Raw genomic sequence first — 13,895 nt, 5'->3', positions numbered from 1 at the left:
CTTTGGCAATCTACCGTGGTGACGCGTGTCACTGACACGTGACACCACCGGTCACCGTGACCGGTCCCATTCATGACGAAGGAGTCAGCATGGCGAAGGATTCGACCCGGACCTCGGCGGAGCAACAGCGCGCCGCCGTAGCTGCGAGCGCAGAGGAATCGGTGACGGCATCACTCGCCGCCGTCGCGGTCGGCGAGACGATCGGCGACCCGAGCGGTCAGAAGCTGAAGGTCCGTGAACGGCTCGCGTACGGCGTCGGAGACATCGGCGGCAACCTGATCTTCGCGCCGATCTCCGCATTCCTGCTCTTCTACTTCACCGACACGGTCGGGATCGGCGCAGCGATCGCCGGAACCCTGCTGCTCTTCGGTCGCGTGCTCGACGGCACGATGGATCTCATCCTCGGCACGTTCATCGACCGCACCTCCACTCGCTGGGGGAAGGCGCGCCCCTGGATCCTGTTCTCGACTCCGGTCGTGGTGATCTCGTTCATCCTGCTCTTCAACGTGCCCGCAGGGCTCGGCGAGGGGGCCAAGGAGTTCTATGCCTTCGCCATGTACTTCCTCTGCCTCGGCGTCGGCTTCGTCGGGTCGAACCTGGCGTACCACACGCTGCTCTCGGTGATCACGAGCAACTCGAAGATGCGGGTCTCCCTCACTGTGATCCGCACGTTCTTCGCCCTGGTCACCACGTTGGTCGTGAACTTCGTCACGATCCCGGTCGTCACCGCGAACGGCGGGGGCCAGGCCGGCTGGACCATGATCTCGGTCGTCTACGGCATCATCGCGGCCGTCACGTTCCTCATCGTGTTCTTCGGCACCAAGGAGAGAGTCAAGTCGACGATGAAGCAGGATGACGGGAACAAGCTCCCGCTCGGAAAGTCCCTGCGCATCCTCTTCGGCAACCCCTACTTCTTCCTCGCGTTCGGCTTCTTCCTGCTCAACTTCCTGCTCTCGGGCACGGCGGGGGTCGGCATCTACTTCGCCAAGGACGTTCTCGGCGACCCGAACATCTACAGCTTCCTCGGGCTCGTCCAGCTCCTCCCCCTGATCATCGGCCTGTGGTTCATGCCCGCGCTCATCGCCCGCTTCGGCAAGCGCACGCTCATCCTGGTCGGCGTCATCGTCACGGTCGTGGGCATCCTCATCTCGCTCATCGACCCGAGCAACCTCACCCTCGTGATCGCCGGCGGACTCGTCCGCTCCGTCGGAGGCATACCTGCCGCGGCCGGTCTCTTCGCCCTCGTCGCCGACGTTGTCGACTACGGCGAGTGGAAGAGCGGCTACCGACTCGACGGCATGACGTACGCCGCCGCGACCGCCGGGCAGAACTTCGGAGCCGGGCTCGGTGTCGCGCTCGTCGGATGGCTGCTGGCGGCAGGCAGCTACGACGGCCAGGCCACGACCCAGCTGGCGAGTGCGGTCAGCATGGAGATCTTCCTCTACCTCTGGCTTCCGCTCATCGTCACGGTGCTCATGGGCGTGATCATCTGGTTCCTCAACATCGACAAGAATCTCTCCCAGATCCAGCGCGACCTCGCCGCCAGACGGGTTGCGGCGGAATCCGCGTCGAACGACTGAGCGCTGTGACCACTCGACACACAGAGGTGAACTGGGCGGTCGTCGGCACCGGATTCATCTCCCAGTCCATCGCGGACGACCTCCGCCTCACTCCGGGAGCACGCCGCCAGGCGGTGTGCTCCCGGAACCCGGACCGGGCCCGTGCGTTCGCGGTGGACAAGGGGTTCGCTGTCGCCCACGGCAGTGTGTCCGCGTTGCTCGATGACCCGTCGGTCGACGCGGTCTACATCGCCACCCCGCACTCCACGCACGCGGCGATCGCGATCGCTGCTCTGGAAGCGGGTAAGCACGTGCTCATCGAGAAGCCGATGGCGGTGAGTGCGGAACAGGGTCGGCAGATCGCGAGTGCTGCGGCAGCGAGTGGGCGGTTCGCGATGGAGGCCATGTGGATGCGGTTCAACCCCGCATACCGCGACCTGGTCAGGGCCGCGCGTGAAGGGGCGATCGGCGAGGTCAGGAGCGTGCGCGCCTCGTTCGGGCTGCCGTTCGGGCGGGCCGACTCCGCTCGCTGGACCGCGGAGGGCGCCAGCAGCACGCTGCTCGACCAGGGCATCTATCCGATCACCCTCGCAGTCGATGTGCTCGGGCGGCCCGCGCGGATACACGCCACCGGTCGCCTCCGGGGCGACGGCGTCGACCTCACCGCGCACGCCACCTTCGAGTACGACGATGGGCGATTCGCGCAGCTGAGCGCATCGATGATCGAGTACATCGAGCCGACGGCATCCGTCAGCGGATCCGACGGGTGGATGTCGGTGCCTGCGCCGTTCTGGGCCGCGGAAGAATTCACCACGCAGGCAGGACCGATCGCCCGTGCCCTGACCGAGCGGCGCCGGACCCACCACGACCGCCGAGGCAACGGGTACGTGCCGATGCTCGAAGCGGTCACCGTCGCGATCGCCGCGCACCGGACTGAACACCCCACCCACCCCCTCGCAGACAGCATCGCCGCCCTCGAGGTGCTCGACGCCGTCCGCGAATCCCTGAGCAGCCCCACCGCACGACCGAAGGAGACCCGATGAAACGCACGGCATTCAACGATGGCTGGCAGTTCCGACCGAAGCAGAACCCGTTCGCCGAGCTCGGCGGCGTCAGCATCCCGTACGCCGACGTCACCCTCCCGCATGATGCGCTGATCCACGAGCAGCGCGATCCCGACGGAGAAGGCGCCGTCGCCTACTTCCCCGGCGGCGCGTATCAGTACCGCAGGACGTTCACCCCTCTGGCCGACCTCGCCGGCCAGCGGATCGTCCTCGAGTTCGAGGGCGTCTACCGCGACGCGACCGTGCACATCAACGGCGCCTTCGCAGGTCAGCGTCCATACGGCTACTCGGGGTTCACCATCGACGCCGACCGTTTCCTCCGCCCCGGGGAGGAGAACCTCATCGAGGTCGAATCACGGCACGGGGGAGACTCCCGGTGGTACACCGGAGCAGGCATCTACCGCGACGTCTGGCTGCACGTCGGACCGGCCGTCCACATCCCGGTCGACGGAGTCCGGGTCAGCGCGGCCGACATCGAACCGGATGGTGCCGTGGTGGAGGTCGACGTGGTCGTGGCGAGCACGAGCAATCGTCTCGAGACGGTCGACGTGGCCGTCGCCCTCACCGACACCGCAGGAGCAACCGTGGCACGCGGCACCGTCCCGGTGACCGTCGACGCGAACGGACGGTCCCGCAGTCGGCAGCGGCTCTACGTCCGATCACCGCGACTGTGGAGCGCCGAGAACCCCACTCTCTACTCCGCGGCGGTGGAGTTGACCGTCGCCGGAGCGACCATCGACGACGCGTCGGCGGTCTTCGGCATCCGCACGCTCCAGGTCGACCCCGTGCATGGACTGCGCGTGAACGGTGAGGTCGTGAAGCTCCGTGGTGCCTGCGTCCACCATGACAACGGGATCCTCGGGGCGGCGACGTTCGCCGACGCCGAGGAACGCCGGGTGCGTCTGCTCAAAGACGCCGGATTCAATGCGATCCGCTCCTCGCACAACCCGATGAGCGTCGCCATGCTCGAGGCGTGCGACCGGTTGGGCGTGTACGTGATGGACGAGACCTTCGACATGTGGACCTCGAACAAGATGCCCCACGACTACTCGCTCCACTTCACGGAGTGGTGGGAGCGCGACGTCGAAGCGATGGTGACGAAGGACTTCAACCATCCGTCCGTGATCGTGTACTCGATCGGCAACGAGATTCCCGAGACCGGCTCGCCTGCCGGCGGGATCATGGGCCGAGCGCTCGCCGAGAAGGTGCGCGTACTCGACCCGACGCGGTACGTCACGAATGCGGTGAACGGGATGCTCGCCGTGATGGACGACATCAAGAAGCTGGCCGCGCAGCACGGGCAGGGCGACGGCGACGCCGCGGGGATCAACACGCTCATGGCCGGCCCGGGGGAGTTCATGAACCAGATCGGCATGTCACCGATGGTCACGGAAAAGACCGCCGAGTCCTTCGGCGTGCTCGACATCGCCGGTATGAACTACCTCGACGGCCGCTACGTGATGGACAAGGAGCTGTTCCCCCACCGCGTGATCGTCGGTACCGAGACGTTCCCCACGCGCATCGACCACAACTGGGCCCTCGTCACCGAGAACGCGCACGTCATCGGCGACTTCACCTGGACCGGCTTCGACTATCTCGGAGAGGTGGGGATCGGCCGCGCCCACCACCTCTCAGAAGGCGAGACGCCGAGCCTCAGCGGGCCGTACCCCTGGATCGCCGCCTGGTGCGGCGACCTGGATCTGATCGGCGGCCGCCGCCCGGCCTCGTTCTACCGGGAGATCGTCTTCGGGCTCCGCAAGAGCCCCTACATCGCCGTGTCCCGGCCCGGTCATGAGGACACGACGTTCTACGCGGGGCCCTGGACCTGGAGCGACAGCATCGGCAGCTGGACCTGGACCGGCCACGAGGGAACACCGCTCGCGGTCGAGGTATACAGCGATGCGGAAGAGGTCGAGCTCGCTCTCGACGGAGACGTGATCGGCACGGTCGCCGCAGGTGCCGACAACCGTTTCACGGCAGAGTTCACCGTCGCCTACCGCCCGGGCGAGCTGACCGCCACGGCGATTCGCCAGGGCGCGCGCGCCGAGACGTTCTCCCTCTCCAGCGCCGGCGATGCCAGCCGCCTCGAGACGACGGTGGAGGACGGCCCGTCGGGAGAACTGGTCTTCATCGAGATCGCTGTCGTCGACGCGGACGGACGGGTCAACACCGGCGCAGATCGGCTCATCGAGGTTCGCGTCGACGGCGACGCCGTGCTCGCGGCAGTGGGAAGCGGGGATCCGGCTCCGACGCATGGCTACGACGGGCCCGAGCATCAGACGTTCGACGGATTGGCGCTGGCCGTCGTCCGACGCACCGGTCACGGGACCGTGAGCGTGACCGTCTCCGCGGGCGACGTGATCGCGTCGGCGACCGTCATGCTCGATGAAGTGGATCCCCTGCGCGCCGCAGCCAGGTCGTGAGACCGAGTCGCCCTCGGCAGTGAGGAACCGCGCGCCTGCGCAGGCGCGCGGTCCCGGAGCCGCCCGTGAACGAAGCCGTCGAGGAGGCCGCGATCTCAACTTTTGAGATGCTCCCGTGGAACGCGTACCCCGATACGCCAACCTCCTACCGCTGGCGTCAGAGCCGGGTGCCGGAGTCGAGACGATCCTGCATCTGCTGGACGAGAGTCGTCCGGCGGGCAGCGGCACGCGCGCGCGGGTCAGTGGCGACGGAGCCCGTCGAGGAACAGTTCTGCGAGGCGCACGGGGTCGCCGATACCGTCGGGGTCTCCCGCAGCCACGATGCCGTGGCTGGCGCGAGTGAGGATCAGCAGGTCGCGGTGGTGAAAATCATCGCGGAGGACGCCGGTGCTCTGCGCCCGTTCGGTGAGCGCGAGTGATGCGCGAAGTGCCCGGTCGTGATGATCGCGGAAGGCGTCCGAGCTCGATGTGGGATCCGCGATCACCTCGCTGAATGCCCGGTCGTTCGCCTGCATGTGCACGAGTGACATCACGTGCCCCCGGAACGCTTCCCACGGCTCGGTCTCGGCCTGCACAGCGAACGCTTCGATGCGTTCCGCATAGTCGCGCATGGTGGCCTCGAGAAGCGCCTCGATCAACAGCCCCTTGTTCGGAAAGCGGCGGTACACCGTGCCGACTCCGACGCCGGCCAACTTGGCGACCTCTTCCAACGACGTATGAGAACCTCGCTCGGCGTACACCGTCGCCGCCGCAGTGAGGATCGCTGCACGGTTGCGCTCCGCGTCGAGGCGCAGGGGCCTCGTCTTCTCGGTCGGGGCGGGCATGCCAGCAGTCTACCGGTTAAGTGGAAATCTCACTCCGTTTGTGCGATGATCATCCGGAGCCAAGATTCCACTTAATCTGGTCTCGCTCGAAAGGAATGCTCTTATGCCCACCATCGCCATCGTCGGTGCCGGCCCCGGACTGGGCCTCTCCATCGCCACAGTGTTCGGCCGCCACGGCTTCTCCGTCGCTCTCGTGTCCCGCACCCAAGACACACTCGACCGCCTCGCCGCAGAACTCGGCGAGGAAGGCATCGACGCCGCCGGCTTCGCGGCCGACATCACGGACAGGCCGTCCCTGGCCGCGGCGTTCGCCCGCATCGACGAACGGTACGGCCGTGTCGACGTGCTGGAGTTCTCGCCCTCGCCCGGAATGTCCCCGGAAGCCATGGTCGCTCCGCTGGATGCGACGGTGGAGAACGTCCAGTCCGAACTGGACTACTACCTCTACGGCGGTCTCGCCGCAGCGCAGCAGGTCCTGCCCGACATGATCGGACGCGACTCGGGAACCCTCCTCTTCACCACGGGCGGATCCTCGAAGAACCCGCTCGCCGGGCCGCCCGAGTTCGGCAACATCGCCATCGCCACCGCCGCGCTGCGCGCCTATGTGATGAAACTGAACCAGGTCACCGCCGGCACCGGTGTCTACGCGGCGCACGTGCCGATCTCCACCTGGATCGGTGCCGCTGGCCCCGAGAGTCAGGCCGACACCATCGCCGAGCACTACTGGGACATCTACACCCGTCGAGACGGCGCTGAACACCCCTACCCTGCGGCGTGATGCACCGGTCTCGACGGCTGCAGAAGTAGCAGCAACCGAGGGGATGCCTGGGGCGAATGCTCCCGGCATCCCCTCTTGCTGCGACCAGCGGTGGATCAGTCTGCTGCCGGGGCGATCTCGTTCGCTTGCTGAGCGCGGCTCTGCCAGGACGCCCCGCAGTGACCGAGCTCGTGGTCGTCGAAAACGTCGGCGTATCGACGCGCTACTCATGGGACGATCGGTCCCATGAGCACTCCGACAGATGTACTGGCACTGATGATCGACAGGCGGTGAGCGATGGGATCCGACCGCCGAGCGCCCGGCCCGGGCAGGAGTGAAGCCGGCAGCCATCGCTCCGAGGCGCTGAAGGAGCGCATCTACGTCACCTTCACCGCTCTCGTCGTCACCGTCGCATCCGCGCGCGATGTCGAACATCAGACGGTCGGGGGTGCGGCCAGCACGCTTGCCCTCACCGTGCTGGGAACGCTGCTCGCAGTGTTCGTCGCCGACCTCACCGCTTCGATGGTGACGCGGGCGGCGCTTCCGACCGGCGTCGAGATCAGACGCATGCTCTTCGTCAGCTTCGGCTCACTCGGGGTGATCGTCGCCCCCATGATCATTCTGGGATTCAGTGCCTTCGGTCAACTGCCCTTGAGCAGTGCCCTGCGGCTCACCGCGATCGTGCTCGTCGCGACACTCGTCGTGATCACGCTCATCGCCATCTTCCGGGTCCGCGCCACACTGTGGTTGAAGCTGATCGTCCTCGCGTCTGTCGCCCTGCTCGGCATAGCAGTGCTCGTCGTCGAACTATCCGTCCACTGACCACGGCAGGTGTACTGGCGAGGGGATGCCGGGCGCGAAAGCCCCGGCATCCCCTCGTCCTGCGAGCCGCAGCGGATCAGCCTGCTGCCGGGGCGATCTCGTTCGGCGTCACGTCGAGCTCGGTGCTGGCGAGCACCTCGCCCGTGGTCAGATCGACGGCGTGCACGCTGTTCGCCGCGGGCTCGGTGACGTACGCGATGTCTCCGGCGACGACGATGGCGGGGTGGGCGTCCTGCCATTCGGCCGGACCCTCCCACGCCTCGACGACGGGGAAGCTGTCGGTGATCTCGCCCGATGCCGGGTCGAGCACGTGGATCGCCCCGTCACTGCTGAGGATGTAGGCGAGGTCACCCGGTCCGCGGACGATGTCGCGGAACGTGTACTCGACGCCCTCGGGCAGATCGACGACCTCGAGCGTCTTGGCCTCGGTGTCGATCAGGGTCACGGCGCTGAGCAGGTAGCCCTCGGCGTCGATGTCGTTCTTGTAATCGCCGACGATGAGGGGGCTGGTCTCGCTGACGTACGCATTGCCCATGCGTCCGTACGGCTGGTCGGGGGCGTTCACCTTGGTGATCTCGCCGTCGTGGTAGATCAGCGCGCCGTTCTCGCAGCCGAAGACGACGGCCTCGTCCTTCGCGGTGCCCTCGCCGTGCACTCCCGGGCACTGGTCGGACGAGGCGATCTCGGTGCCGTCGGCATCCTTCGCGACGATGCCGTTGCGACCGTCGGCGTTGCCGACGGTGGTCAGGAAGGTGCCGTCTTCGAGCACGACCGAGACACCGTGGTGCGCCTCGACACCCTCGACGGTCTCGACCTCGGGCAGTCCGTCGGTGCTCGACAGGTCGGCGGTGTCGACGATCGTCGTGTCGCTCGTGCCGTCGGCGTAGAGCACGGTCTTGCCGGCGTGCCGCACGACGTGGCCGGGGGTGTCGGCCTCGAAGATCGTGTCGGTCAGTGCGGGGTCATCGGTGGATCCCGCTGCGGTGTCGAGCACCTGGAAGCCCTCGCTCATCGTGACCATGACGTGCCGGTCGTCGCCGGCGGCGTTGAGACGCGTAAACGGCTCGGAGTCGAAGTCCGCGAGGGTGTCGAGGGTCTCGCCGTCGAGCACGAGGATGCCGCCCTCGTAGGCGACCGCGACGCGGGGACCCGACTGTGCGTCGGTTCCGCTGCCGTCGGGGGTGGATGCCGGTGTGGTCGAGCCGCCGGCGGCGCACGACGCCAGCGTGACGACGGCGCCAAGCGCCGCGACGCCGATCAGCGCGCGACGAAGGGGGGAGGTTCGCATGTGCATTCCTCTTTCTCTGTGGTGAGGTCTCAGGGGGTGAGACCGGTGGTGATGCGCTCGGTGTTGATGCGCATCATGGTCAGGTAGTCGGGGGCGCCCCCGTCGGGGCCGGTGAGGGATTCGGTGAAGAGCTCGATGACCTCGACCTGCACGTCGGCCTCGCTCGCGAGCGCCTGCACCAGCCGGTCGGGAGACGACGACTCCGCGAAGATCGCGGGCACGCCGGTCTCGTCGATCGCGTCGACGAGGTCGGCGAGATCGGATGCCGAGGGGGCGGCGAGCGTCGTGCCACCAGGGATCACCGCGCCGACGATCTCGAAGTCGAAGCGCTCGGCGAGGTAGCCGAACACATGGTGGTTGGTGACCAGCGCGCGCCGCTCGTGGGGGATCGTCGCGAACGCCTCGGTCATCTCCGCATCCAGCGCCCTGAGCTGCGAGCGATAGTCGTCGACCGTCGCGTCGAGGGCCTCGCCATCGATGCCCTCGAGCTCTGCGAGCACGGGTTCGAGGGCATCGACGACGTCGATCATGCGCGCGGGGTCGGTCCAGAAGTGCGAATCCGGCATCCCCGCGGCATCGCCCTCGCGGTAGTCGAGCACCTCGATGGCGTCGCCGGCCACGAACGCGGGCACCCCGTCGGCCGCGTCGAGGTGCTGCTGCAGACCCTCTTCGAGGCCGAGGCCGTTCGACACCAGCAGGTCCGCGTTCCGCAGCGTCGCGGCCTCCTGCGCCGAGATCTCGAACGAGTGCGGGTCGGCATCGGGCTTCATGAGTGTCACGACCTGCGCCTGGTCGCCGACCAGTTCTCCGACGACGTCGCCGAGGATGTTCGTCGAGACCACGATGGTCGGGCGCGGGTCGTCCGGGGTCGAGCAGGCGGCGAGTCCGGTCGCGACGAGGGCGGCGAGGGCGCTGAGCGCGGCGATCGTGAAGAGGCGTGCGGGGTGCATGTCATCGTCCTGTCTCGGCGACGAACGCCGGTGCGGTGTCGGTGTCGAAGGTGCGGGCGATGCGCGCGGCATCCGCGTAGTCGATCTCGAACAGGCGGTGTTCACTCGGCGCGCTCAGGTAGGCGCGGTGCTGATCGGCGATCAGCACCGGAGCGTTGCCTGTGGCGAGGGACTCGGCGACGAGCGGTGCGGTCTCGGCGATCACCGCTCCGCTCTCGTCATCGAGCACGAGCACACGTCCGTCCTGGGCGAGCGCGAGCAGAGTGCCGTCTTCGTCGTCGACCGCGGTCACCTGCACGAGCGGAGCAGGGGAGGGGAGCAGCGTCCACGACCTCGCGCGCGTGTCGAGGAGCCAGATCCCCTCGGATCCCGCGAAGCCGGCGACGGTGGGACGTCCTTCACGGTTGTCGAAGGACTCGGCGGGAGGCGCGGTCGTCCCGGCCGGGTACGGGATGCGCTCCACCTGCAGTCCATCGCCGTCGACATGCGCGAGCAGTGCGCCGTCCTGGCATCCGATCACCGCGCCGACCCGTGTCGTGATGGTGCCGGCGGGGTCTGTGCAGGGCTCCTCGAGACCGGTCGGCTCACCCGCGGCCGTGTACCCGCGCACGCTTGTGCCGATGCCGGCGGATGCCTCGGTGACCAGGGCGAACGAGCCGACCGGCACGACGAGCCCCTCGTGCGGCTCGCGTTCGATGCGGAAGAGCTCGCTGATCTCGCCCTTCGACAGCGCCTGGGTGTCGAGCAGCACGGCGTCGCCGGAGTCGGCGAACGAGATCCCGGTGCCGCCGGTCGTCGACAGGTTGGTCGTCGCGACCGCGGCCGTGCCTTCGCCGGACACCGAGCCGAGCACGGCGGGATCAGCGCGGTAGTAGTGGAAGTGATCGACGTGATCCCAGGTCCACACGCCGCTGTCGACGATCTCGACACCGTCGTTCGTCTGAGCGAACAGGTAGCGGCCATCGGTCGTCAGTGCGCTCGGCGCGGAGATCTCGCCGATGTCCGTGACGCTCTCATCGAGGAGGTCGAGGTGGGTCACGGCCCCGTCGGGATCGATCGAGGTCAACCCGAGCTGGGGTTCGGCCACCTCCTCCGCTCCGGCGACGGCGCCGTGGCCGCCATCGGACGATGCCGTCGCGGCCGGGTCGGCGGAGCCCGCGGCGCAGGCGGACAAGGAGACGGTGAGGGCGCCCGCGAGGGCAATGAGGGCGAGGCGAGAGCGCACGAGGTCCCTTCCTGTCGGGTGTCGGTGTCGGGTGTGTGGGTGTCGGGGTGTGCGGGCGTCTGGGGACGGTCGTGGCGGCGGCTCAGGCGCGTCGCGCGCGTGAGGAGAGGGAGTCGACGACTCTGCGCGCCGCCCATGAGAGGCAGGCGAGCAGGATGGCGGATGCCGCGACGGAGGCGCCGGCCGCCGTCGCGGCGTACCACGACGCGAGCAGGCCGAGGAAGACGGCCGCGACGCCGAAGATCGCCGCCAGCGCCATGCGGGTCGGGATGCGGGTCGTCCAGTGTCCTGCGGCGACGGCCGGGGCGAGCAGCAGGCCGACGACGAGCATCGAGCCGACGGCCTGGTACGACGCGACGACGGCGAGGGTCACGAGTCCGACGAGCGCGGCCTGAGCAACCTGCGGCCGCAGCCCCAGCACCGCGGCGATCCGCGCGTCGAGCGACAGGGCCACGAACGAACGGTGGAGCGCGGCGGCGGCGATCAGTCCGACGGTCGCGGCGGCTGCGAGCAACACCAGATCCGTCCCGCTGATCGCGAGGATGTCCCCGAACAGGATCGCCGTCGCATCCGTGGCGAAGCTGCCGGAGTGCGAGATGACGATGACGCCCAGGGCCAGCATCGAGACGAACAGCAGGCCGATGCTCGTGTCGTACGACAGGCGCGCTCGCCGCTGGAGGGCTCCGATGCCGAGGCTCATCGCGATGGCGCTCAGTGCCCCGCCGACGAGCACCGGCAGCGAGAGCACCGTGGCGAGAGCGACGCCGGGGAGCATGCCGTGTGCCAGCGCCTCGCCGAGGAACGCCATCCCGCGGATGACCACCCAGGTGCCGACGACCGCGCAGAGGATCGCGACCAGGGCGCCGCCGAGCATCCCGCGCTGCAAGAAGTCGAGGGCGAAGGGGTCGAGTACACCGGCCGGATGAATGGTCACGTTGAGTGAGCCTAGAGCTTTTTGAGAATGATTATCAAACTCATATGATGAGATCATGCCCGACCACACCTTCCTTCACGATGCGACCGCGGCCCTCGCCGACGTGCACGTGTCATTCGGCGAGCGCGCCGCCCTCGCGGGTGTCGACGCCCGCATCCGCGGCGGCGCGGTCACCGTGATCACCGGGCCCAACGGTGCGGGCAAGTCGACGCTTCTCGAGGTGCTCGGAGGTACGCGAGCGATGACCTCGGGCGGCCGGGAGGTGCGCGGCACCGTGGCGTTCGTGCCGCAGCGGGCCGCGATCCCCGCCGGTCTTCCCGTATCGGTGAGAGACGTCGTCAGCGTCGGGGCGTGGGGTCGACTCGGACTGTGGCGGCGCATGGACGCCGCCGCGCGCGAGCTCGTCGAGAGGTCGATGGATCGCCTCGACATCCGCTCGCTGGCCCGCGAGCCGTTCGCCGCGCTCTCCGGCGGGCAGCAGCAGAGGGCGTTGCTGGCCCAGGGACTCGCGCGGGATGCCGATCTTCTCCTTCTCGACGAGCCGACGACGGGCCTCGACGCGTCGAGCGCTCTGCGCATCCGCCTCGTGCTCCGCGAGGAATCCGCACGCGGCGCCGCCGTCGTGTGCGTGTCGCACGACCCCGCCGTGATCGGCGACGCCGAGCACATGATCCGATTGGTCGACGGGCGTAGGACTGCTCAGAGCGGCTGACCGATGGCCATGGCCGTCGCCGCTCGAGGGGATACGATCCGATCCGTCGGCTGGGGGGACCGACGGATCGGATCGCGCCGGAGATCTCTCGGGGGTCGTCTCCGGCGGGCACAGCTCTGAAGGGGTCGATGCTGACCCACCTGGGGGTGTCTTCGGAGCCGGCCGGCTTCAGGGGTCGCGACGCGGCGAGGTCGCGAGCCCGGCGATGATCTCGTCGGCACGACCCAGGAGGCGGGAAGCGAGCCTCCTCATCTTCTCGGGGTCGAGGTTCTCGGCCCCGGGAAGTTCGTCAGGCGTGTCGCACGCGGCGAGCAGTCTCTCTGCGGCCTCCCGCAGTGTGCTCGCTCGTCGGAACCGCTCGCGAGGATTCGTCGTCGCGGTGTCAGAGGCATCCATCAGCGTCATTCCCTTCTCCGGAGGCGCGCACGCACGAGGAGGAGGATGAGTGCGGCGATGAACGCGCCGGCGATGAGCAGGATCCAGAGGAGCGGAGGCTCGTCTGTCTTCTCCGTCGTCGCCTGTGCGGCGACGGGAAGGGACTCGACGTCGCCGTGAGCGGTTCTGGAGACGATGCCGCTGGTCAGCGTCGCCTGCGCGGACCAGGTGCCCTCGGTCGGGGTGTTCGGGATGCGGAACACCGCCGTTCCTGCCTGCCCGGGCGCCAGTGTCAGCATCTCGCTCGGCAGGGGGCCGATGGTCATGGCTCCACCCACCGAGGTCAAGGTCGCCGCCCCCGTCAGATCGACGGCCGTCGAACCGGTGTTGGCGACCTCGGCGCGCAGTTCGGCTGTGTCGGCGCTCGTATCGAGCCGAAGGTTCGAGATCGTGAAGTCCGGCGGTGACGCGGCGCCCGAACCGACCGAGAGGTACACGCGGACGCCCACTCTGTTGGCGATGGTGAGAGAGCCGTCCGACGAGGGAGAGCGAAGCTCGGCCCACACCGCGCCGTAGAACTCGCTCTCCGGAGCGTCCCTCGGGACATCGATCGCGACGGTCATCTCCGTGCTCTCGCCGGCTCGGAGATCGAGCGTGTCCTTTCTGGGCACGATCCACTCCGAGATGTCGGGTCCCGAGGGATCGTGGACGGCGAAGACGCCGTCGCGGATCTCGGCCGGCCCGCTGTAGACGTGGACTCGCCGGTCTTCACGGGAGTCGTTGACGACGCGGACGGTTCGCTCGAGGTGGCCGCCGGGGGCGATGTCGTCGACGAGGTAGGAGCGGGCCCTGAGGTCGTTCGATGTCGCCGCATCGTCGTCGACGATCTCGATGCCGATGCCGGACTCGTCGTCCGCGGCGGTCGCCGACGGTGCGGCACCGAAGGCAGGCCCGCACAGTGC

Annotated in this window: 13 protein-coding genes; 6 read left to right on the top strand and 7 right to left on the bottom strand. The window is 68.3% G+C overall.

The genetic code is table 11. From position 1 onward, the window contains the following. Positions 1-89: 89 nt before the first annotated feature. From ABTZ43_RS07310 to ABTZ43_RS07300, 3 genes are read left to right on the top strand one after another with little or no spacing between them, the layout of a single operon-like run. Positions 90-1,580 (top strand): MFS transporter, encoded by a 1,491-nt coding sequence (locus ABTZ43_RS07310; RefSeq protein ID WP_253384407.1) that lies wholly within the window; start codon positions 90-92, stop codon positions 1,578-1,580. 5 nt (positions 1,581-1,585) lie between these two features. Then, positions 1,586-2,602, top strand: a complete 1,017-nt coding sequence (locus ABTZ43_RS07305) for a Gfo/Idh/MocA family protein (protein ID WP_253384405.1) — start codon at positions 1,586-1,588, stop codon at positions 2,600-2,602. Next, complete coding sequence (locus tag ABTZ43_RS07300) at positions 2,599-5,046, top strand: glycoside hydrolase family 2 TIM barrel-domain containing protein (protein WP_350538350.1); 2,448 nt, start codon at positions 2,599-2,601, stop codon at positions 5,044-5,046. The genes ABTZ43_RS07305 and ABTZ43_RS07300 overlap by 4 nt, the downstream gene beginning before the upstream one ends. A 239-nt stretch (positions 5,047-5,285) precedes the next feature. Here the strand turns inward: ABTZ43_RS07300 and ABTZ43_RS07295 are convergent, their stop codons facing one another. Beyond that, on the bottom strand, positions 5,286-5,870 hold the full coding sequence (locus ABTZ43_RS07295; protein WP_350538349.1) for a TetR/AcrR family transcriptional regulator: 585 nt from the start codon (positions 5,868-5,870) through the stop codon (positions 5,286-5,288). Between the two features lie 103 nt (positions 5,871-5,973). Between ABTZ43_RS07295 and ABTZ43_RS07290 the strand changes: the two genes are divergently transcribed. Together ABTZ43_RS07290 and ABTZ43_RS07285 are read left to right on the top strand one after the other, a co-directional pair. After that, positions 5,974-6,648, top strand: a complete 675-nt coding sequence (locus ABTZ43_RS07290; protein ID WP_350538348.1) for an SDR family NAD(P)-dependent oxidoreductase — start codon at positions 5,974-5,976, stop codon at positions 6,646-6,648. 276 nt (positions 6,649-6,924) lie between these two features. Beyond that, the gene (locus ABTZ43_RS07285; protein WP_350538347.1) at positions 6,925-7,449 is read left to right on the top strand and encodes a hypothetical protein; all 525 of its coding nucleotides are present in this window, start codon (positions 6,925-6,927) and stop codon (positions 7,447-7,449) included. A 76-nt stretch (positions 7,450-7,525) separates the two neighbouring features. Here the strand turns inward: ABTZ43_RS07285 and aztD are convergent, their stop codons facing one another. The 4 genes from aztD to aztB all read right to left on the bottom strand — a co-directional run bounded on the left by aztD (position 7,526) and on the right by aztB (position 11,846). Continuing rightward, on the bottom strand, positions 7,526-8,737 hold the full coding sequence (aztD, locus tag ABTZ43_RS07280; RefSeq protein WP_350538346.1) for a zinc metallochaperone AztD: 1,212 nt from the start codon (positions 8,735-8,737) through the stop codon (positions 7,526-7,528). Positions 8,738-8,766: 29 nt separating this feature from the next. Beyond that, on the bottom strand, positions 8,767-9,687 hold the full coding sequence (gene aztC, locus ABTZ43_RS07275; protein WP_350538344.1) for a zinc ABC transporter substrate-binding protein AztC: 921 nt from the start codon (positions 9,685-9,687) through the stop codon (positions 8,767-8,769). 1 nt (position 9,688) lies between these two features. Continuing rightward, positions 9,689-10,912, bottom strand: coding sequence for an ABC transporter (locus ABTZ43_RS07270; RefSeq protein WP_350538343.1), 1,224 nt, complete (start codon positions 10,910-10,912; stop codon positions 9,689-9,691). A gap of 82 nt (positions 10,913-10,994) precedes the next feature. Next, on the bottom strand, positions 10,995-11,846 hold the full coding sequence (aztB, locus tag ABTZ43_RS07265; protein WP_350538342.1) for a zinc ABC transporter permease AztB: 852 nt from the start codon (positions 11,844-11,846) through the stop codon (positions 10,995-10,997). A 55-nt stretch (positions 11,847-11,901) separates the two neighbouring features. Between aztB and aztA the strand changes: the two genes are divergently transcribed. Next, the gene (gene aztA, locus ABTZ43_RS07260; RefSeq protein WP_350538341.1) at positions 11,902-12,558 is read left to right on the top strand and encodes a zinc ABC transporter ATP-binding protein AztA; all 657 of its coding nucleotides are present in this window, start codon (positions 11,902-11,904) and stop codon (positions 12,556-12,558) included. 168 nt (positions 12,559-12,726) lie between these two features. Here the strand turns inward: aztA and ABTZ43_RS07255 are convergent, their stop codons facing one another. Both ABTZ43_RS07255 and ABTZ43_RS07250 read right to left on the bottom strand, forming a co-directional pair. Then, a complete protein-coding gene (locus ABTZ43_RS07255) occupies positions 12,727-12,954 on the bottom strand; it encodes a hypothetical protein (RefSeq protein WP_350538340.1) in 228 nt (75 codons plus the stop codon). Between the two features lie 5 nt (positions 12,955-12,959). Beyond that, positions 12,960-13,895, bottom strand: a 936-nt coding sequence (locus tag ABTZ43_RS07250) for a COG1361 family protein (RefSeq protein ID WP_350538339.1), incomplete at its 5' end; no start/stop codon positions are given.

Origin of the sequence: Microbacterium sp. NPDC097977, assembly GCF_040302605.1 — a bacterium.
Classification (GTDB): Bacteria; Actinomycetota; Actinomycetes; order Actinomycetales; family Microbacteriaceae; genus Microbacterium.
This window is presented reverse-complemented; position numbering and strand designations above follow the sequence as displayed.

Excerpts from the sequence above, each read along its gene's own strand:
- ABTZ43_RS07310 (WP_253384407.1), top strand. The coding sequence starts at position 90 with ATGGCGAAGGATTCGACCCGGACCTCGGCGGAGCAACAGCGCGCCGCC.
- ABTZ43_RS07300 (WP_350538350.1), top strand. The coding sequence starts at position 2,599 with ATGAAACGCACGGCATTCAACGATGGCTGGCAGTTCCGACCGAAGCAG.
- ABTZ43_RS07295 (WP_350538349.1), bottom strand. The coding sequence starts at position 5,870 with ATGCCCGCCCCGACCGAGAAGACGAGGCCCCTGCGCCTCGACGCGGAG.
- ABTZ43_RS07290 (WP_350538348.1), top strand. The coding sequence starts at position 5,974 with ATGCCCACCATCGCCATCGTCGGTGCCGGCCCCGGACTGGGCCTCTCC.
- ABTZ43_RS07285 (WP_350538347.1), top strand. The coding sequence starts at position 6,925 with ATGGGATCCGACCGCCGAGCGCCCGGCCCGGGCAGGAGTGAAGCCGGC.
- aztD (WP_350538346.1), bottom strand. The coding sequence starts at position 8,737 with ATGCGAACCTCCCCCCTTCGTCGCGCGCTGATCGGCGTCGCGGCGCTT.
- aztC (WP_350538344.1), bottom strand. The coding sequence starts at position 9,687 with ATGCACCCCGCACGCCTCTTCACGATCGCCGCGCTCAGCGCCCTCGCC.
- aztA (WP_350538341.1), top strand. The coding sequence starts at position 11,902 with ATGCCCGACCACACCTTCCTTCACGATGCGACCGCGGCCCTCGCCGAC.
- ABTZ43_RS07255 (WP_350538340.1), bottom strand. The coding sequence starts at position 12,954 with ATGGATGCCTCTGACACCGCGACGACGAATCCTCGCGAGCGGTTCCGA.